Source organism: Pandoraea sp. NPDC090278, assembly GCF_044772185.1.
GTDB lineage: Bacteria > Pseudomonadota > Gammaproteobacteria > Burkholderiales > Burkholderiaceae > Pandoraea.
Genome location: NZ_JBIVYJ010000009.1, coordinates 58,630 through 78,278, shown reverse-complemented (window position 1 = coordinate 78,278; position 19,649 = coordinate 58,630). Strand labels below are relative to the sequence as shown.

Sequence of the window (19,649 nt, the reverse complement as noted above, 5' to 3'; positions counted from 1 at the left end):
ACGTATGTTCGAACGCATTATTCAATTCGCAATTTCGCACCGCTGGCTGACGCTCATCGTCACGCTGGCCATCGCGCTCGCGGGCGTGTTTTCGTATCAAAGACTGCCCATCGACGCCGTACCCGACATCACAAACGTTCAGGTGCAGATCAATACCAACGTGCCGGGCTACTCGCCGCTGGAGGCTGAGCAGCGCGTCACGTTCCCCATCGAAGCGGCCATGTCGGGCCTGCCGGGTCTGGCGCAAACACGCTCCATGTCGCGATATGGGTTGTCGCAGATCACCGTGATCTTCAAGGACGGGACCGATGTTTATTTCGCGCGGCAACTGGTGAATGAACGTATCGGGCAGGCGAAGGCGAAATTGCCCGATGGCATCAATCCCGAGATGGGGCCGATTTCGACGGGACTCGGCGAGATTTACCTCTGGACCGTCGAGGCGAGTCCGGAGGCTCGCAAGCCGGATAACACGCCTTATACGTCGACGGACTTGCGCGAGATCCAGGACTGGGTCATCAAACCGCAATTGCGCAGCGTGCCCGGTGTGACGGAGATCAACACGATTGGCGGCTTCGCGAAGGAATATCAGGTCGCGCCCGACCCCGCGCGGCTCAATGCCTACGGACTGACGTTCGCGGCGGTTGTACAGGCGCTCGAGCGAAACAATGCCAACGTGGGCGCGGGCTACATCGAGCGGCGCGGTGAGCAGTATCTGATTCGCGTGCCCGCGCAGGTCCGCAATACGGACGATATCGGCAATGTCGTGCTGAACAACGTGGGTGGCGTGCCGGTGAGGGTGAAGGATGTCGCCGACGTTTCCATCGGTCGCGAACTCCGCACGGGCGCAGCCACGGAAAACGGTCGCGAAGTCGTGCTCGGCACGGTCTTCATGCTGATCGGCGAAAACAGCCGGACGGTGTCGCGTGCGGTGTCGACCAAGATGAACGCGATCAACAAGAGTCTGCCCCCCGGCGTCTCCGCCATCCCGGTCTACGACCGCACTGTGCTTGTGGAAAAAGCGATTGCCACCGTCAAGAAGAACTTGCTTGAGGGGGCGGCACTCGTCATCGCCATCCTGTTCTTGTTCCTGGGAAATCTGCGCGCTGCGTTGATTACGGCGATGGTGATTCCGCTGGCTATGCTCATGACGTTCACGGGTATGGCTGCCACGCGCGTGAGCGCCAATCTGATGAGTCTTGGCGCACTCGACTTCGGCATTATCGTCGATGGCGCGGTGGTGATCGTCGAGAACTGTGTCCGTCGTCTCGCGCATGCTCAGCAGGCGCTGGGGCGTCCGCTCTCATTGCGGGAGCGGCTCGACGAGGTGTTCGCGGCCGCGCGTGAGGCGCGACGGCCTCTGCTCTTCGGGCAGGCGATCATCATGGTCGTCTATCTGCCGATCTTTGCGCTGACCGGCGTCGAGGGAAAGATGTTCCACCCCATGGCCATGACGGTTGTGATGGCACTGGCGGCCGCAATGGTGCTGTCCGTCACGTTCATCCCCGCAGCGGTCGCAGCGTTTATCGGTAACCGCGTGGCGGAGAAAGAGAACCGCATGATGGAGGGCGCCAGGCGGGCCTATGCGCGGGCGCTGGATTGGGCGCTGGCGAATGGCCGCACGGTGCTGCTGGGGGCGAGCGTCACGGTGGTGCTGACGCTGGGGCTATCGACGCGGCTTGGCAGTGAATTCATGCCGAGTCTGAACGAGGGCGACCTCTCCATTCAGGCACTGCGTATCCCGGGAACCAGTCTGACGCAGTCCGTGCAGATGCAGCAGCAACTTGAGAAGGCGCTGGTGTCGCAGCTTCCGGAGATTGCGCGGGTATTTGCGAGAACGGGAACGGCGGAAGTGGCGTCCGACCCCATGCCGCCGAATATTTCCGACGGCTACATCATGCTCAAGCCGAAATCCGAGTGGCCGGACCCGAACAAGTCTCGCGAGCAGCTCATCGAGGAAGTCACGCGCATCGCTCAGTCGATTCCGGGGAGCAACTACGAGTTCTCTCAGCCCATTCAACTTCGCTTTAACGAGCTGATTTCCGGGGTTCGAAGCGATGTGGCGGTGAAGGTCTTCGGTGACGACATGAACGTGCTCAACGACGTTGCCAACCGTATCAGCACCCGTCTTCAGACAATTCCGGGGGCGACGGAGGTGAAGGTCGAGCAGACGGTGGGGTTGCCGATGCTGACGATCAACGTCGACCGGTCAAAGATAGCGCGGTACGGGGTGAACGTCGCGGATGTGCAAGACACGGTGGCCGCCGCACTCGGCGGACAGACAGCAGGCACCTTGTTCCAGGGCGACCGCCGGTTCAGCATCGTCGTGCGGCTGCCGGACGGCTTGCGCGAAAACATCGATGCGATTCGCCGTCTGCCGATTGCGTTGCCCGCAGTTGCTGCTGCGGGCGCATCGGGGGACACGACCCTTGCAGACGGCTCGGCGCTCCGGCCCACGTTCATTCCATTGTCTGAGGTCGCTACCCTGGACCTCGCCCCGGGCCCTAATCAGATCAGCCGGGAAGACGGCAAGCGACGGATTGTCGTGAGCGCAAACGTACGCGGGCGGGATCTGGGGTCGTTCGTGGAGGACGCGCGTGTCGAGATCGACAAGGTCAGCGTGCCGTCCGGCTACTGGACGGCATGGGGTGGGCAGTTCGAACAGCTTCAGTCCGCGTCTAACCGCCTGAAGATCGTGGTGCCCGTAGCGTTGTTGCTGGTGTTCGGGCTGCTGTTCGCGATGTTCAACAACGTACGCGACGGTCTGATCGTCTTCACCGGCATTCCGTTCGCGCTGTGCGGCGGCCTCGTAGCGCTCTGGTTGCGCGGCATCCCGCTATCGATCACCGCCGCCGTGGGCTTTATCGCGCTATCGGGCGTCGCCGTGCTCAACGGACTCGTGCTGATATCCTTCATCAGAAATCTGCGTGAGGAGGGCCGTTCGCTGGACGAGGCCGTCCGTGAGGGAGCGCTGACGCGCCTGCGTCCGGTGCTGATGACCGCGCTCGTTGCGTCGCTTGGTTTCGTGCCGATGGCGATTGCCACCGGTACCGGTGCGGAAGTGCAGCGCCCGCTCGCGACGGTCGTCATCGGCGGCATCTTGTCTTCGACGGCGCTCACGCTGCTGGTGCTCCCCGTGCTCTACCGGATGGTGTGCCGACGTGAGCGGCAGGGCGGTGTCGGGCGCTGGATGCAGGGGCTGCGCCGTCGGGCGTCTGAGCAGACTTGATCGATGAATGGTAAGGACCTGTTGAAATGCGCATTCTTGTCGTCGAAGACGAATACAAGACCAGTCAGTACCTGAAGAAGGGCCTTTCCGAGGCGGGCTACGTCGTCGATGTCGCAAGCGACGGCATCGACGGGCTGCACATGGCGGTGACAGTGGCGTACGACCTTGTCGTGCTCGACGTCATGCTGCCGGGCAAGACCGGATGGGAAGTGCTGACGGCGTTGCGCACACAGCGCCATACCGCCGTGCTGTTCCTGACTGCGCGCGACGATCTCGGCGATCGGGTCAAAGGGCTGGACCTCGGTGCGGACGACTACATGACCAAGCCGTTCGCATTCGCCGAGTTGCTGGCCCGGGTCCGGACGATTTTGCGCCGTGGCCGCACGCGTGAGCCCGATGTGCTTAACGTCGGCGATCTGGAGTTGAATCTGTTGGGGCACAAAGCGACCCGCCAGGGAATCAGTATTGCGCTGACGGCCAAGGAGTTCCTGTTGCTCGCGCTGCTCATGCGACGCCAGGGCGAGATTCTGCCGAGAAGCCTGATTGCGTCGCAGGTCTGGGACGTCAACTTCGATAGCGATACCAACATCGTCGATGTGACGCTGAGGCGTCTGCGGGCGAAGATCGACGACCCCTTCGACACGAAGCTGATTCATACCGTGCGAGGGATGGGATACGTGCTGGAGCATCGTGAGACGGGGGCCGCATGACGACGGTGAATGGCCGACGCCGGGCTCGATCCCTGCGTGCGCGGTTGACGCTGTTCATCGCCGGATGCATGTTCAGCGTGCTGGCGCTCGTGATGACGTATCAGTACTTCGCGTTGGCCGAACAGCTGCGCGCGCGCGCCAATCAGGATTTGCTGGGGACCGTCAACGCGTTGCGATCGGAGCTCAGCGGTGTTGCGACGAAAGGTCAGATCGGCGAAGACCCGCGCCGCTGGTATGACGCGACACACGGCCATCAGAATCTGGATTTCGCGGTGCTTGATAGCGCGGGCAAGACGCTTATTGCCAGCCGCGGATATCGGACGCCAACAGGCTCGCTGCGTCATGTCGGCAACACCCATGACCCCCACGACCGCGATGTGCAGAAGATCGGCAATGCGGAACTCGGCGTCAGGCTGCGTTACGTTGCTGCGGACGGTGTGGTCGGCGGTAGTGGAGAGCGTGTCGCGATCGTAGTCCAGCTCGACCCGCGCGATCAGGTCAACGTGCTCTCGAGTTTTGCGCTGAGCGCAGTAGCTGCGCAGATCATGGGTACGCTGCTCGTGGGCGCGATGGCCTATTGGCTCGTCACCATCGGACTTCGGCCGTTGCGTAAATTGACGCTGGCGGCGGAGCAGGTATCGAGCGAGCGGCTGGGCGCGCCGTTGACTGATGACGACACCCCCGCTGAACTCCACGACCTCTCGCATGCGTTCAACCGGATGCTGGCGAGACTGAACGAGTCGTTCACCCGGCTTTCCCAGTTCTCATCCGACCTCGCACACGACCTGCGCACGCCGCTCTCCAATCTCATGGGCGAGGCGCAGGTCGCGCTCACGCGTGAGCGCACCCCTGCCGAGTACCGGGCGACACTGGTGTCGGGCATCGAAGAGTGCGAGCGCCTGTCGCACATGATTTCGGCGATGCTCTTTCTGGCGCGCGCGGAATCCGCGCATACCGAGATCAGACGGGAGTGGACGGAACTGGAGGGCATTGCTACGTCGCTCGCCGACGATTTCGCCCCGATGGCTGAGGACGCTGGCGTGACGATCCAGGTCAGTGGGCGAGCGACTGCCGACGTGGACCGGGGATTGGTGCGCCGGGCCCTCTCCAATGTGCTGGTCAACGCGATGCGGCACTGCCGCACCGGTTCCGTTGTCGAGGTTGTGTGCGTCTCATCCGCAGAATCGAGCGAAATCCATATCCACAACGACGGCGACGTCATCCCGGCCGAGCATTTGCCCAGAATCTTCGACCGGCTTTATCGGGTCGATGCGTCCCGGCACAGCGAGGGGGATGTCAAGAGCACCGGCACGGGGCTTGGCCTGGCCATCGTCAAATCCATCATGGAACTACATGGCGGAACGGTCAGCGCTCGAAGTCATGAAGATCGGGGAACCACGTTTGTGCTCCGGTTTCCGGGGCTGGACGGCAGGCGGCAGGGGAAGATGGCATAAATCTCACCTCCGGGAAAACCCCTGTCGCGTCCACCCGTTGATGAAAGCTGGTTGAAGGTTTGGGATTCGTATAATTTTTTTCGGACGTGTGAAGCTGGCCGGCGCGATGCCCGGTGTTTGCCAGCGCTCGCAGGACGAACAACCAAAAATACGATAACGACGGAGACAGTCTCATGCCATCGACCCCTCGTCGCGCGGGTTCCGCCGCGCGTTGCCGTTGTGCGCCAGTCACCGGCGGAGATTGAGCGAGGGGGCCGCGATGAGTTTGCGCTATCGCCTGCTTTGGTGGCTGTTGCTGCCGTTGGCGCTCTTCACCGTATTGTCCGGGCTGATGTCGTTTGATGCGGCGCGGCAAACGGCGGGCCTGGTCGAAGACAGTGCGCTGCTGGCATCGGTGAGAACGATCGGAGAGGACATCGACTGGGAGGATGGCGTTGTCAACGCTACGATCCCACCGGCCGCGCTCGAAATCTTCGAGTCGCCGGAGCAGGATCATGTGTTTTATAAGGTCGTGGCCGACGGGAGGCAACTGCTGGCGGGTAACCCCGGTCTCGCGTTGCCGTCGACGCATTCGCCGCAGCCCGTGTATTACGACACGGCGTTGGATGGACGGCCGATCCGGGCCGTGGCGTACGACCGTCAGCTGTACGACGAGGGGAGGACGACGCGTATTACGATTGTCGTCGGCAAGACTCAGGCGTCGCGCAGCGCGATGATTCAGGCGCTGTGGCATCCGCAGTTGCTGCGACAAGCGATCATGCTGGCGATTGCCGCGTTGTTCGTCTGGTTAGGCCTCACGTTCGAGCTGCGCCCGTTGATGAAGCTCAAGAACGATGTTGCGAATCGTGAGCCGATGCAGCTTTTGCCGATCCGCGCCGAACGCCTGCACGTTGAGTTGCATCCGATTGTCGACGCGATCAATCAGTGCATCGACCGGCTGCACCTTCACGCGGCGACACAACGCCAGTTCATTGCCGATGCGGCGCATCAGTTGCGCACGCCGCTGTCGGTACTGGATGCGCAGATTCAGGTCGCGCGCCGCTGTCACAACCCCGATCCCCATCTTGCGGACACCTTGCGTTGCATGCAACGCAGCAGCCGCCGGATGGCGGAACTCACGTCGAAATTGCTTCTGCTTGCGCAGGCGGAATCGGCGTCGTCGCATAGCTATCGCGACAAGGTGGATGTGGCGGCGGTCATGTCGGACATGCTCGCCGAGTTGCTGATGATCGCGCAGCAACGTCGCATCGATCTCGGGGCGGACTTGTCCGTCGACACGTTTATCGCAGGCAACGCCAGCCTGATTACGGCGCTGATGACGAACCTCGTCGACAACGCGTTGCGCTACACCCAGTGTGGCGGGCGCGTCACGGCCAGTTGTCGGCGCGAAGGAGGCGAGGTGGTGATGCAGGTCGCCGACAACGGGCCGGGCATTCCGGCGGACAGGTTGCACCGTGTCTTTCAGCGTTTCTACCGCGGTGAAACGACGGCCGAGGGGACGGGGCTGGGCATGGCGATTGTGCGGGAAATAGCGCACTCTCACGGCGGCACTGTACGGCTCGACGCCGGTGCGGATGGCGTGGGACTCGTCGCGACGGTGCGTATGCGCGCATGGCAGGGAGGGCTCGCATGAAACTCTTGCTTGTAGAAGACAACGCCGAACTCGCGCATTGGGTGGTCGCGCTGCTGCGTGACGAAAACTTCGTCGTGGATTGTGTCGGCGACGGCGAGGGCGCCGATCTGGTGCTGACGACGCAGCATTACGATGCGGTGTTGCTCGATATGCGCTTGCCCGGTATGAGCGGTAAAGATGTTCTGGCGCGTCTGAGGCGGCGGCGCGACAACGTCCCCGTGTTGATGCTCACTGCACACGGCTCGACCGACGACAAGGTGAGTTGCCTTGATACCGGCGCCGACGACTACGTCGTCAAGCCGGTCGATGCGCGCGAATTGGTCGCGCGCGTGAAGGCGCTGATCCGGCGTCATTCGAGCGAGCGGGCAGAAGCGCTCACTTGCGGCGATCTTCATTACCGGTTTGGTACCCGGGAATTTCATCAAAACGGCGTGGCGTTAGTGCTTCGCCGACGCGAACACGCCATTCTCGAAACCCTCATGCTGCGTCAGGGCAAGACTGTCCCGAAGCTCAAACTGATGGAAAGCGTGTTCAGCCTGGATGACGATGCCGGCAGCGAAGTGATCGACACCTACATCCATCGTCTTCGCAAACATCTGATGCACTCATCCGCTCAGATCCTGACGTTGCGTGGGTTTGGTTACGTGCTGCGCGCGAAGCCGTCGCCCGACGACGTTTGATGCCCCCAGTCTGGGAATAGGCATTTCCCCCGAGTTGTCCCCTGGTGGCGCGACAGGTTCGTGAAAGGTCGCGCTGGCTACGATGGTTTTCGATGGCACGGCAACGGATGGAGTGACTTCGCGAGAGGCGTCCGCCGTCATCACGACTGACACGACGTCAGATCGGCTACCTAACCATAAGAGAGAGGGACAAGGAGATGCGTTTGAAAAGCACAACGATGGCTGCGGCCATCGCCGCTGGGGCGGTTTGCGCCGTTGGCGCGGGGCAGGCACAAGCTCAGTCGAACGTCACGCTGTATGGTTTGATGGACGTGAGCGTGCCGACGTATCGCAGCAATGCCGGACCGAACGGCGCGAAGACCGTCGGTATCGGCAACGACGGCGAACCGTGGTTCAGCGGGTCGCGCTGGGGCCTGAAAGGCTCGGAGGACATTGGCAACGGCACGCACATCATCTTCCGGCTGGAGAGTGAGTTCGTGGTTTCCAACGGCAATGCGGAGGATCCAGGGCAGATTTTCGATCGCGATGCCTGGGTCGGTGTCGAAGACCCGACGTTGGGCAAGCTCACGATAGGCTTCCAGAACACGATCGCGCGCGACGCGTCGACAATTTACGGAGACCCGTATGGCGCTGCGGCATTGACGACTGAAGAAGGCGGCTGGACGAATTCGAACAACTTCAAGCAGATGATTTTCTACGCGGCGAGTGCAACGGGAACTCGCTATAACAATGGTGTCGCGTGGAAGAAGTTGTTCAATAACGGCGTGTTCATGAGCGCTGGCTACGCGTTCGGTAACACCACCAACTTTGCCGTTGGTTCGAACTATCAGGTGGCACTTGGCTACAACGGCGGGCCGTTCAATGTGTCGGGATTCTACAGTCATGGGAATCGTGCTGGCTACACCAATCAGTCGTACTCGGTTGGCGGCAACTACACGTTCGGTATTGTTCGGCTGAACGCCGGGTATTTCCACTACACCGGGGATCAGGGGGCGTTGGGTCAACGTCGCGACAACGCCTGGACAGTGTCGATGAAGCTGGCGCCGCAAGGACGCTTCGATTACGAGCTGGGCTATCAGCAAATGCACGCGAGCAATGTGGCGTATGACGCCGACGGCAATGTGCCGAACGCGAACGTCGGCGCATTCAGCCTGACCAACGGTGTCGGGAGTGGCTATAAGGAGACGTTGTACGCGTCGGTGTTTTATCACCTGTCCAAGCGCACGGAGGTGTATGTGGCGGGCGATTATATGAAGCTCCACAGTGGTTACACCGTGGCTGGCACCTATGGCGCGAATAATCAGGTGGAGCTGACCGGCGGTATCCGGACCCGCTTCTGATCGCAGGTTCGCGCAGGTTCAGGTCGGGCGGCGCGGGTGCCAAAGCAACGCGTTTCGTCGCATGTAACATCGTGAAATTTCGGTGCTGCGATTCGTTACGGATCGTTACCGTATTTCGCTGGCAGGGGGGAGTCGGATTTCATATAGTGGCGACAGCAGTGTCCGGTGGTCTCCGATGGATGCTGCGTTCCCATTTTTCGCCCTGATGGGGCATCCGATTTTCCCCTTTGCACGAAGGTGTTCCATGGACGTTCAACAACTTGTTTCCGAATTCCTGGCCTCGGAGCACGGCAGCCAGGCAACGCAGGCATTGACCGCACAAGGCATCAGTGGCGATGACGCCCAGCAGATGCTGAGTCAGGCGACGCAAGCCGCCCACGAAAGTGTGCAGGAACAGGGCGGTGAGGGCGGCGGATTGATGGGCGATCACGCCGGGAAGAGCTTTCTGGCGGGGTTTGCTGCCGGTCTGGTGCGAGGCGACGGCTTTTTCAAATCCATCGAGGACGGCGGCGCAGGCATGCTGACCGGACGTGTGGCCGAATCGCTCGCCGGACGCATGGGCATCGATCCGGCGACCGCGTCGACCGTGGCGGCCGCCGCAACGCCTTACATCGTCGCGTTCCTTAAGGAAAAGTTCGCCTGAGCTTACGCTGCGCGGGCGCCCCAGATCTTCTTTCGATTCAACATGAGCGGGATTGCGCCGATTGCGATCCCGCCCATGCCGACGATGTTCGTCACCCAGTCGAACGTCGGCACGCTGTAGAGCGCAATAAAGAAAAGAAAAACACCGCTGACCACTGGCCAGACAACATGCATCACGGCCACCCACGGGCCCTGTGTGAGCGTCTTGCGGTAGTACCATCCGCACGCCATCCCCGTCAGCCCAAGATAGAAGCAGATCTGAAAGCCGATGGCGGTGATCGAATCCTGCAGGATGACGTTGATGGTCGGCAGATACGATGACATCAGTAGCAACACCATCCCGGCGACCCAGATGAAGAAGATGGCCACGTGCGGTGTCTGCCAGCGTGGATGCAACCGCGCGTAACGCTGGTGCAGCGCACCGTCGCGGCTCTTCGCGAAAAGGGTGCGCGTGAATTGCAGCACCTGCGTCTCGACCGTCCCCACCGTGCTTAGCAAAACTGCGACGATTGCCACATAGCCCCACGTCGGCCCGAAGAGCTTTTCCGCAATCGCGAAAATGATGTTCGTGTTGTAGTGCTGGATTTCGGCATCGGATAGCCCCAGCAGCGCGATGACGATGAAGATCAGGAAGAACATCATCAGAAACACCATCGACCAGAACGCCGCACGTCCCGGCGTGCGATTCGAGTCGCGTGTTTCTTCGCTGAGATTCATAGTGACGTCCCAGCCGTAGAAAAAGAAGATCGACACCAGCGCGCTGTTGGCGAAGGCCTGCGGTGTGAAAGCTAGCGGGGAGAACCAGGACAGCGAGAACGCGTGCTGTGGCGCATGTGGGAAGACGAAGAAGCTCGCCACAATGATCGCAAACAGGATCACGCCTTCTACGATCGTCATCAATACCTGCACATGGCTCGTCAGCTTGATGCCCTTGACGACGACCGCGCTCACGAAGGTGAGCCACGCCGCGGCGATGAGCGTCACGTAGTGGACGTTGTTCATCATGGGCCGGTCGAAGATGAGCAGTGTGGCATTCGCCGCTGGGATCATGGCCGACACCATGAACACGCAGCACAACACCAGCAGCGCCCAGCCCGCGAAGAAGCCCAGCGTGCGCCCGAATACCATGCTGACCCACGAGTAGGACGTCCCGGCGCTCGCCAGCGCCCGATTCATGTTGATGAATGCGTAGGCAATGCCGAACATGACCAGCCCGCACACCAGAATGCTCGCGGGCGACAGGGTACCTGCCGTGCCGATGATCGTGGATGTCGTGATCTCGATGCTGTATGCCGGTGCGGTGCCGGCGATCCCCATGATCACGGACTCGGTGATCCCGAGCGAATCGGCGTTGAGCTTGACGGGCTGGTCCATCGGCGCACGACCCTCGGGACGGTGAGTGGGTGATCCGACTTTTACTCCGTGCGCAATACCCCGGCAAGTCAGGGGTTGCCCGGGAGACTCGGCGTGCGTCACCGCCATTCAGGCCGCCGGATTTTCCCGTCCAAATAAATAAATGTTTCCGCCAGTCGGGGCGTTTTAGGCCATTGATGGCGTTCGTTCGGGATTTTCTTTGCCTCCGGGAAAACCCCGCGTCTTGAAATCGTAAAACCCCGTCCCTATAATTAGCACTCGTTGGCGCAGAGTGCTAACGCCATGAATTCACCAAATATGCAAATGTTTGCATATTTAGTTTTGACGATCTCACTGAGAGAAAGAGGAGCTTGTAATGAACCTTCGTCCCTTGCATGACCGCGTTATTGTCAAGCGCCTGGATAACGAAACGAAGACGGCATCGGGCATCGTGATCCCGGAAGCCGCCGCCGAAAAGCCGGACCAGGGCGAGATCCTGGCCGTCGGCCCGGGCAAGCGCGATGATCAAGGCAAGTTGATCGCACTCGACGTGAAGGTGGGCGACCGCGTTCTGTTCGGCAAGTACGCCGGCCAAGGCGTGAAGGTCGATGGCCAGGAACTGCTGGTCATGCGCGAAGAAGACATCATGGCCGTCGTGGCCGCCTAAGACCGTCTGCCCCCAGACATCTACGTAAAGAATCCAAGGAGTTAATGCAATGGCAGCTAAAGAAGTCGTTTTCGGCGATGCCGCTCGTTCCAAGATGGTTGAGGGTGTCAACATCCTCGCTAACGCCGTCAAGGTGACCCTGGGCCCGAAGGGTCGTAACGTCGTGCTCGAGCGCAGCTTCGGCGGCCCGACCGTGACCAAGGACGGTGTGTCGGTCGCCAAGGAAATCGAACTCAAGGACAAGCTCCAGAACATGGGCGCGCAAATGGTCAAGGAAGTGGCTTCCAAGACCAGCGACAACGCCGGCGACGGTACCACCACCGCAACGGTGCTGGCTCAGTCGATCGTTCGCGAAGGCATGAAGTACGTTGCCTCGGGCATGAACCCGATGGACCTGAAGCGCGGTATCGACAAGGCTGTCGCCGCTGCTATCGAAGAACTGCGCAAGATCAGCAAGCCCTGCACCACGAACAAGGAAATCGCTCAAGTCGGCTCGATCTCGGCCAACAGCGACACCTCGATCGGTGACTACATTGCCAAGGCAATGGACAAGGTCGGCAAGGAAGGCGTGATCACCGTCGAAGACGGCAAGTCGCTGCAAGACGAGCTGGACGTCGTCGAAGGTATGCAATTCGACCGCGGCTACCTCTCGCCGTACTTCATCAACACCCCGGAAAAGCAAGTCGCGATCCTGGAGAACCCGTTCGTCCTGCTGTTCGACAAGAAGGTGTCGAACATCCGTGACCTGCTGCCGGTGCTCGAGCAAGTCGCCAAGGCTGGCCGTCCGCTGCTGATCATCGCCGAAGACGTCGAGGGCGAAGCCCTGGCAACGCTGGTGGTCAACAACATCCGTGGCATCCTGAAGACCTGCGCCGTCAAGGCACCGGGCTTCGGCGACCGCCGCAAGGCCATGCTGGAAGACATCGCCATCCTGACGGGCGGCCAGGTCATCGCCGAAGAAATCGGCCTGACGCTGGAAAAGGCTACGCTGGCTGAGCTGGGTCAAGCCAAGCGCATCGAAATCGGCAAGGAAAACACCATCATCATCGATGGCGCCGGTGAAGCCGTGAACATCGAAGCGCGCGTCAAGCAGATCCGCGCCCAGATCGAAGAAGCCACCAGCGACTACGACCGTGAAAAGCTGCAAGAGCGCGTGGCCAAGCTGGCCGGCGGTGTTGCCGTGATCAAGGTCGGTGCTGCAACCGAAGTCGAAATGAAGGAAAAGAAGGCACGCGTGGAAGACGCGCTGCACGCTACCCGCGCTGCCGTGGAAGAAGGCATCGTCCCGGGCGGCGGCGTTGCGCTGCTGCGTGCTCGCGTGGCCGTGTCGGACCTTAAGGGTGCCAACGCTGACCAGGACGCCGGTATCAAGATCGTGCTGCGCGCGATGGAAGAGCCGCTGCGTCAGATCGTCACCAACGGTGGCGAAGAAGCCAGCGTCGTCGTGGCTAACGTTGTTGCAGGCAAGGGCAACTACGGCTACAACGCATCGTCGGGTGAGTACGGCGATCTGGTGGAAATGGGCGTTGTGGACCCGACCAAGGTCACCCGCACCGCACTGCAAAACGCCGCTTCGGTGTCGGGCCTGCTCCTGACGACCGACTGCGCCGTTGCCGAACTGCCGAAGGAAGATGCTCCGATGGCCGGCGGTATGGGCGACATGGGCGGTATGGGCGGCATGGGCATGGGCATGTAAGTCTCGCAAGAGACTGCATGACCGGGGTGCCGCAAGGCGCCCCGAATGCCCGGCTGTCGGGCTTCGCGCAAGGATCTCGATCCGCGCACCGAAGCCTACGCCTGAAACGGCAACGAACTCCTCGGAATTCGTTGCCGTTTTTTTATGCGCGCTTCAGACGTGTTGATTTACGCGGATTTGATCGGCGACGGCATCAACGGCACCGTGGCCGCGATCTCGTCCTGCATCCAGTCCCAGAAGGCGTGAATCGCCCGCTCGCGAGGATGATTCTCCCGCCAGCTCACGTGGTACTCCAGACTCGGCGGAATCCGCACGTCGCCGATCTGCACCAGCTCCCCCGACGCCAGCGTGTCGCGCACCAGTAAGCTGCGCGCCGTGGCCACGCCATGTCCTGCGAGCGCTGCGCGCAACAGCAGCCCCGAATCGTCGAAGATCGGTCCGCGCGTCGGCTCATGCGGCGGTAATCCGGCAGCCACTTGCCAGTCGCGCCAGGATCGGTAGGCGAAGCGCAGCATCGGCAGCTTGGGCGTATCGGCGACCGTGAAACCCGGGACACTGGCGATCAGTTCCGGGCTGCACACGGCAATGACGAAGTCGTCGAGCAATTTTCGGGTGACGAACCCCGGCGTTTCCACGCGTTGATGCCAGATGCCGACGTCGACGGAATAAGGATCCGGGGCCGAGATGTCCGCGTGAATGCGCACGACCAGATCGATGCCCGGGTGAAGTTTGCTGAAGCGGTCGAGCCGGGGAATCAGCCATTGCGCAGCCAGATCGGTCATCACGCTGATTTCCAGACGGACGATGGCGGGCGTGGCGTCTGGCGTAATGCCCGCTTTGGCTTCGTTCATCGCCTCGTCCAGTTCCGTCATGCCGATGCGCACCCGCTCGGCCAGACGCGCCCCGACGCTCGTCGGAATCATTCGCGCGCCCACCCGCCGGAACAGCGCCGTGCCCAATTGCTGCTCCAGCGAGCGCATGTGGTGGCTGACAGCACTGTGCGTCAAATTCAATTCCTCGGCGGCGCGGGTAAAGCTCCGGTGACGCACGGCGGCCTCAAGCGCACGCAGGGATTGGAGGGGAGGGAGGTGTTGGAACATGATGTCAAATTTTACTCACAATGCGAGCACAAAGGTTTCGTTGGCTTCACATCGCGCTTGCACCGACAATCGATACCCAAGCAATTCACTAGGGTTTACTCCATGTCGAAAGCACTTCGAATTTTCGTGCTGTTCGCCTGCGGATACTTCGTCTCATACGTGTACCGCGGTGTGAACATCGGGTTTGCGCCGTTCATGACGCGCGACCTCGGTCTCTCGTCTGCCGATCTCGGCCTGCTCACGAGCCTCTATTTCCTCGGTTTTGCCGGTGCGCAATTGCCCGCGGGCGTGCTGCTCGACAAGTTCGGGCCGCGCCGGGTGTCGTCGCTGGTGTTGCTGCTCGCGGCGGCCGGTGCGGCGTTGTTCGGACTGGCACACGGCGTTGGCGCGCTGATGGTCGGTCGTCTGCTCATTGGTGTGGGCGTGTCGGTGTGTCTGGGCAGCGCGTTCAAGGCGCTGGCGCAGTGGTTTCCGGTGGCGCGTCTGCCGTTGCTTAACGGGCTGGTGATGGCCGTAGGTGGTCTGGGCGGTGTGGTCGTCGGCACGCCTTTGAACTGGCTGCTCGGGCTGACGGACTGGCGCGTGGTGTCGTTCGGACTGGCCGCGCTCACGGTGTTCATGTCTGTCGCACTATGGTTCGGTGCGCCGGAGAAGCCCGGTTCGCATGCGCAGGGCGGCTTGTCGGAGGCGTTGCAGGGCGTGCGTCAGGTGCTCGGCAGCGCGATGTTCTGGAAAGTGACGTCGCTCTCGGGTATCACGCAGGGCGTGTTCTACGCAATGCAGTCGCTGTGGATGGCGCCGTTCATGCGTGACGTCGAGGGGTTGTCGGCGGCGGAAGCGGCGTCGCTCGTGTCGGTCGTGGGGCTGGCGATGATGGCGGGCAGCGTGGTGTTCGGGGCGGCTGCTCGCTCGCTGGAGCGTCGGGGGGTGAGCGTGTTCGCTTTCTCCGGCGTCGGCATGGTGCTGTTCGTCGTGGTGCAGTTGTTGCTGATGCTGCGCACGCCGATTCCGCCGGTCTGGCTGTGGGCCGCTTACGGCATCTTCGGCGGTACGGGCATTCTGTCTTACGCTGTGCTCGCGGAGTACTTCCACGGCACGCTGATCGGACGCGTCAACACGTCGCTCACCCTCGTCATCTTCCTGCTGATCTTCCTGTGTCAGGTCGGCGTCGGCGCGGTACTCGGCGCGTACGCGGCGCATAGCCCGGAGGGTCACTTCTCGGCGTGGACGGTACTGATCGTGCTGCAAGTGGTCGGTGCGGTGTGGTACTTCTGGCCGCAACGCCAGAGCGTCGGCAAGGTCGCAACGGCCTGATCCGAGCGATACGCTACAACTCGAAAGGCTCGCCATCGCGAGCCTTTTTCTTGACGTCGAGACAACCTGACTTAGCAGCTCACTTCACGCCTTCCAGCGCCTTTAGCCAGTCGCTCAGCCCGGACTCAACGTTGATCAGCGTCGCTTTGGTGAGCGGTGCGAGCATGCGGTGTTCGTTGGCCACGTGCGCTTCGACCGCACGTTCGATCAGGGCGAAGCCGTCGCCGGTCAGTTGGACGAGCGTGCTGCGCGCATCGTCCGGGTTCGGCACGCGCGCGATCCAGCCGCGCGCTTCGAGACGCTGCAACCGATGCGTCATGGTGCCCGACGTCACCATTAGCGTGGAGAAGAGCGCCGTCGGCGCGAGCCGGTAAGGTGCACCGGAGCGACGCAGCGTCGCCAGCATATCGAACTCCCACCCGCTCATATCGAACTCGGCAAACGTGGCGTCGAGCTGCTGTTGAACGAGCGCCGCGCACCGTTTGAGGCGGCCAATCACGCCCATGGGCGACACGTCCAGATCCGGACGCTCGCGATGCCACTGCGCGAGGATGCTGTCGACCGCGTCGCCGTTAATCTCATTCCCCGCATTCCCCGGTGATCGCTTCGTCATGTTGCTAACTCCTTTTATCTTGACATCAAGACAAAATGATACCAAACTTCGATTTATCTTGAATTGAAGATAAATTGCGATGACCCGAATTTCTGCACAGACGACGAGCACCGCGTGGCTGGATGTGCTCTTCACGGCACTCGCCCCGATGATCTGGGGATCGACCTACATCGTGACGACGCAGGTGTTGCCCCCCGACCGGCCATTCACGGCGGCGCTGATTCGCGTGCTGCCCTCGGGATTGCTGCTCTTGCTCTACGCGCGACGCTGGCCTGCGCGCAGCGACTGGGCGCGATTGCTGACGCTCTCCGCACTGAACATCGGCGCATTTCAGGCGCTGCTGTTCGTCGCGGCGTACCGGTTACCGGGTGGTCTGGCGGCGGTCGTCGGCGCGATTCAGCCGTTGCTGGTCATGGGGCTGGCGTGGGGCGTGGATCAGCGGCGGCCGCTGATGGCGACGGTGTGGGCGGCAATTGCCGGTGTCGTCGGGATGGGGGTGTTGCTGCTTTCGCCGGGGACGGTGTTCGAGCCGGTCGGCATTGCAGCGGCGCTTGCTGGCGCGGCATGCATGGCGGCAGGCACCTATCTGACGCGTCGCTGGCGACTGAGCATGCCGGTGCTGGCGCTCACCGGTTGGCAACTGCTGTTGGGTGGATTGATGCTGACGCCGGTGGCGTTGCTGGCCGATCCCCCGCTGCCATCGCTCACATGGTGGCAGACGGCAGGGTATGTCTATCTCTCGATGGCGGGGGCTTTGCTGGCGTATGCGTTGTGGTTTCGCGGCATCGCGCGTCTTGCGCCGGTGGCGGTGTCGTCACTGGGATTGCTTAGTCCGTTGACGGCTGTCGTGCTCGGCTGGGTGCTGCTCGGTCAGACCATCAAAGGACTGGCATTTGTGGGACTTGCGATGGTCTTCGCGAGCATTCTGGCGGTGCAGTGGACGGCGTCGCGGACGTGATTACTCCGCCGCGACCCAATCCCCCGACTTGCCGCCGTGCTTCTCCAGCACGCGAACGTCGGTCATCGTCATGCCGCGATCCACAGCTTTGCACATGTCGTAAATCGTCAGCAGACCGACTTGCACTGCGGTAAGCGCTTCCATTTCGACGCCGGTGCGCCCGATGGTCTCGACCTGCGCGCGACAGTGCACGGCGTTCGCGCCGTCGTCGACGAGAAACTCTACCGTCACACGCGTGAGAGCGAGCGGATGGCACAGCGGAATCAGATCGGCTGTGCGCTTGGCACCCTGAATGGCGGCGATGCGGGCGATGCCCAGCACGTCGCCTTTCTTGGCCGTGCCGGTGCGAATGAGCGCCAGCGTTTCCGGCTTCATGCGGATGGTGCCGCGCGCGACCGCGATGCGGTGCGTGCTGTCCTTGCCGCCGACGTCAACCATGTGGGCCTGTCCGGCGGTGTCGAAGTGGGTGAGTTCTGCCATGAGTCGATGCTGAGAAAGTGCGGGAAATCAGTCTGAGTCCGGGCTGGGATCGTGCGCGATCATGTGGCCCGCGTCGGTGAATTTGCCAATGTTTTTATCGTTCGGGCGACGGTGCGGAACGTCCGCGTCTGGCTGCTATCATAGCAGCAGCCTCGAATGATCAGCGCCACGCTGCGCCCACGCCCATGACGTCCATGCCGACGCACGCCCGTCATCCCAATTCCCTCGATTCAGGTTCATATGGCGTCGCCCGCTGGCGGCGCATCGTTGCCGCCGTGATGCTGCCGGTGATGACGGCGACGACGTTCGCCACCGCCATCATTCCGACGCAAGCGGTCGCTCAGGGCTTGCCCACGCTCGGCCAAAGTTCGGCCGCCGACCTTTCGCCCGCGATGGAGCGCAAGCTGGGCGAGCGCGTGATGCGCGAGATCCGCGCCGATCCCGATTACGTCAACGATCTGCTGCTCTCCGACTACGTCAATGCGCTGGGCAGCAAGCTTGTCTCGGCCACCCGCAAGATCGGCATCGACGCGAGCCAGAGCTTCGAGTTCTTCGTCGTGCGCGACGCCGCGATCAACGCCTTCTCGCTGCCTGGCGGCTTCATCGGCATTAACACCGGGCTGATCGTCACCACGCGAACCGAGTCGGAACTCGCCTCCGTGGTCGGGCACGAGACGGGGCACGTCCTTCAGCATCACATCGCCCGCATGCTCGGCCAGCAGGCGCAGAACTCGTGGATTGCGCTGGGCGGTCTGCTGCTCGGCTTGCTGGCCGGTATCGGCGCGCGCAGCTCGGACCTTGGGATGGGCATTGCCATGGGCGGGCAGGGGCTGGCCGTCGACCGGCAACTGCGGTTCTCGCGCGACGCGGAGCGCGAGGCGGATCGGGTCGGCTTCCAGTTATTGCAGGCCGCCGGTTTCGACACGTATGCGATGCCGACCTTCTTCGAGCGTCTGCAACGCGCCGATTCGATCAACGAGGCCGGTGTGCCGGAATACGTGCGGACTCACCCGCTTACGACCGAGCGCATCGCCGATATGCTCAACCGCTCGCGCAGCGCCGGTTATCGTCAGCCGGAGCAGTCGCCGGAATACGCGTTCGTGCGTGCGCGCTCGCTGGTCTTGCAGCAGAAGTCGGCGAGCGATTTTGCCGCCATCGCCGACGCGCAACGTACCGCTATCCGGACGCAGACCGCACCGAACGTGGCGGGGGCATGGTATGCGGTGGCGCTGGCCGAAGTGAAGCAGCGTCGCTGGGAGCCCGCGCGCGACGCGCTTGAGCGCGCGCGTACGGCCTTCGGCGGCACCGGGCCGGGCACGCCGAGTCTGGCGGTGCTGGCGTCCGATCTCGCAAGGCTGTCTGGCAAGCCAGACGAGGCGCTGCGCATCGCCACGCAGGCGCGCGCAGCCTTCCCGTTGTCACAGGCGGCGGACATGGCCTACGCAGACGCGCTCATCGCTAGCCAGCGCGTTCCCGAAGCTACGAAGTTCCTGCAATCGCAGGTCGAGCGCTACCGCAGCGAGCCGATCTGGTGGCGCGCATTGGCTGGCGCATGGGCTGCGGGCGGCAAACGGGCGCGTCAGCATGAGGCGCTCGCCGAGCAATATGCCCTGCAAGGTCAGTGGATGGCGGCGGTAAGTCAGCTCAAGCTCGCGCGCGACGCCGGGGATGCCGACTTCTACGAGCTGTCGACCATCGACGCGAAACTGCACGAGTTCCAGCGCCGGTACAAGGAAGATAAGGAAGACGAGAAGGAATTCAACAAGCAGTTCGGCTGACGGGC

The 19,649-nt window shown here is 62.2% G+C and carries 16 protein-coding genes; 12 read left to right on the top strand and 4 right to left on the bottom strand.

Annotated elements, in window-relative coordinates:
* Positions 1 to 4: 4 nt before the first annotated feature.
* From ACIQWO_RS25840 to ACIQWO_RS25810, 7 genes are all read left to right on the top strand, one after another.
* Positions 5 to 3,226, top strand: coding sequence for an efflux RND transporter permease subunit (locus ACIQWO_RS25840; protein WP_402830298.1), 3,222 nt, complete (start codon positions 5 to 7; stop codon positions 3,224 to 3,226).
* A gap of 26 nt (positions 3,227 to 3,252) precedes the next feature.
* Entirely contained in the window at positions 3,253 to 3,936 is a 684-nt protein-coding gene (locus ACIQWO_RS25835) for a heavy metal response regulator transcription factor (RefSeq protein WP_402830295.1), read from the top strand.
* Entirely contained in the window at positions 3,933 to 5,390 is a 1,458-nt protein-coding gene (locus ACIQWO_RS25830) for a heavy metal sensor histidine kinase (protein WP_402830293.1), read from the top strand. The genes ACIQWO_RS25835 and ACIQWO_RS25830 overlap by 4 nt, the downstream gene beginning before the upstream one ends.
* Before the next feature lie 259 nt (positions 5,391 to 5,649).
* Positions 5,650 to 7,023 (top strand): sensor histidine kinase, encoded by a 1,374-nt coding sequence (locus ACIQWO_RS25825; RefSeq protein WP_402830290.1) that lies wholly within the window; start codon positions 5,650 to 5,652, stop codon positions 7,021 to 7,023.
* Positions 7,020 to 7,703, top strand: a complete 684-nt coding sequence (locus ACIQWO_RS25820; protein WP_402830288.1) for a response regulator — start codon at positions 7,020 to 7,022, stop codon at positions 7,701 to 7,703. Before ACIQWO_RS25825 ends, ACIQWO_RS25820 begins: the two co-directional genes overlap by 4 nt.
* A 197-nt stretch (positions 7,704 to 7,900) precedes the next feature.
* Complete coding sequence (locus ACIQWO_RS25815) at positions 7,901 to 9,043, top strand: porin (RefSeq protein WP_402830286.1); 1,143 nt, start codon at positions 7,901 to 7,903, stop codon at positions 9,041 to 9,043.
* Positions 9,044 to 9,287: 244 nt separating this feature from the next.
* Positions 9,288 to 9,686, top strand: coding sequence for a hypothetical protein (locus tag ACIQWO_RS25810; protein WP_402830284.1), 399 nt, complete (start codon positions 9,288 to 9,290; stop codon positions 9,684 to 9,686).
* Between the two features lie 2 nt (positions 9,687 to 9,688).
* On the opposite strand, the gene ACIQWO_RS25805 is transcribed toward ACIQWO_RS25810, so the two are convergent.
* Positions 9,689 to 11,059 (bottom strand): APC family permease, encoded by a 1,371-nt coding sequence (locus tag ACIQWO_RS25805; RefSeq protein ID WP_402830282.1) that lies wholly within the window; start codon positions 11,057 to 11,059, stop codon positions 9,689 to 9,691.
* 355 nt (positions 11,060 to 11,414) lie between these two features.
* On the opposite strand from ACIQWO_RS25805, the gene ACIQWO_RS25800 reads away from it, so the two are divergent.
* Together ACIQWO_RS25800 and groL are read left to right on the top strand one after the other, a co-directional pair.
* On the top strand, positions 11,415 to 11,705 hold the full coding sequence (locus ACIQWO_RS25800) for a co-chaperone GroES (protein ID WP_039396568.1): 291 nt from the start codon (positions 11,415 to 11,417) through the stop codon (positions 11,703 to 11,705).
* Between the two features lie 49 nt (positions 11,706 to 11,754).
* Complete coding sequence (gene groL, locus ACIQWO_RS25795) at positions 11,755 to 13,401, top strand: chaperonin GroEL (RefSeq protein ID WP_150577223.1); 1,647 nt, start codon at positions 11,755 to 11,757, stop codon at positions 13,399 to 13,401.
* Positions 13,402 to 13,568: 167 nt separating this feature from the next.
* Here the strand turns inward: groL and ACIQWO_RS25790 are convergent, their stop codons facing one another.
* Complete coding sequence (locus ACIQWO_RS25790; RefSeq protein WP_402830279.1) at positions 13,569 to 14,501, bottom strand: LysR substrate-binding domain-containing protein; 933 nt, start codon at positions 14,499 to 14,501, stop codon at positions 13,569 to 13,571.
* Between the two features lie 102 nt (positions 14,502 to 14,603).
* Here ACIQWO_RS25790 and ACIQWO_RS25785 point away from each other — a divergent pair, with 102 nt between their 5' ends.
* Positions 14,604 to 15,815, top strand: a complete 1,212-nt coding sequence (locus ACIQWO_RS25785) for a nitrate/nitrite transporter (RefSeq protein WP_402830276.1) — start codon at positions 14,604 to 14,606, stop codon at positions 15,813 to 15,815.
* 79 nt (positions 15,816 to 15,894) lie between these two features.
* On the opposite strand, the gene ACIQWO_RS25780 is transcribed toward ACIQWO_RS25785, so the two are convergent.
* Positions 15,895 to 16,428 carry a MarR family winged helix-turn-helix transcriptional regulator gene (locus ACIQWO_RS25780; RefSeq protein ID WP_402830274.1) on the bottom strand — a complete coding sequence of 178 codons (534 nt, stop codon included), beginning with the start codon at positions 16,426 to 16,428 and terminating at the stop codon, positions 15,895 to 15,897.
* Between the two features lie 79 nt (positions 16,429 to 16,507).
* On the opposite strand from ACIQWO_RS25780, the gene ACIQWO_RS25775 reads away from it, so the two are divergent.
* A complete protein-coding gene (locus tag ACIQWO_RS25775) occupies positions 16,508 to 17,386 on the top strand; it encodes an EamA family transporter (protein WP_402830272.1) in 879 nt (292 codons plus the stop codon).
* Here ACIQWO_RS25775 and moaC read toward each other — a convergent pair whose 3' ends face one another.
* Positions 17,387 to 17,866 (bottom strand): cyclic pyranopterin monophosphate synthase MoaC, encoded by a 480-nt coding sequence (gene moaC / locus ACIQWO_RS25770; RefSeq protein ID WP_150665936.1) that lies wholly within the window; start codon positions 17,864 to 17,866, stop codon positions 17,387 to 17,389. It lies immediately after the preceding gene.
* 185 nt (positions 17,867 to 18,051) lie between these two features.
* Here moaC and ACIQWO_RS25765 point away from each other — a divergent pair, with 185 nt between their 5' ends.
* Positions 18,052 to 19,644, top strand: a complete 1,593-nt coding sequence (locus ACIQWO_RS25765; RefSeq protein WP_402830270.1) for a M48 family metalloprotease — start codon at positions 18,052 to 18,054, stop codon at positions 19,642 to 19,644.
* Positions 19,645 to 19,649 lie beyond the last annotated feature (5 nt).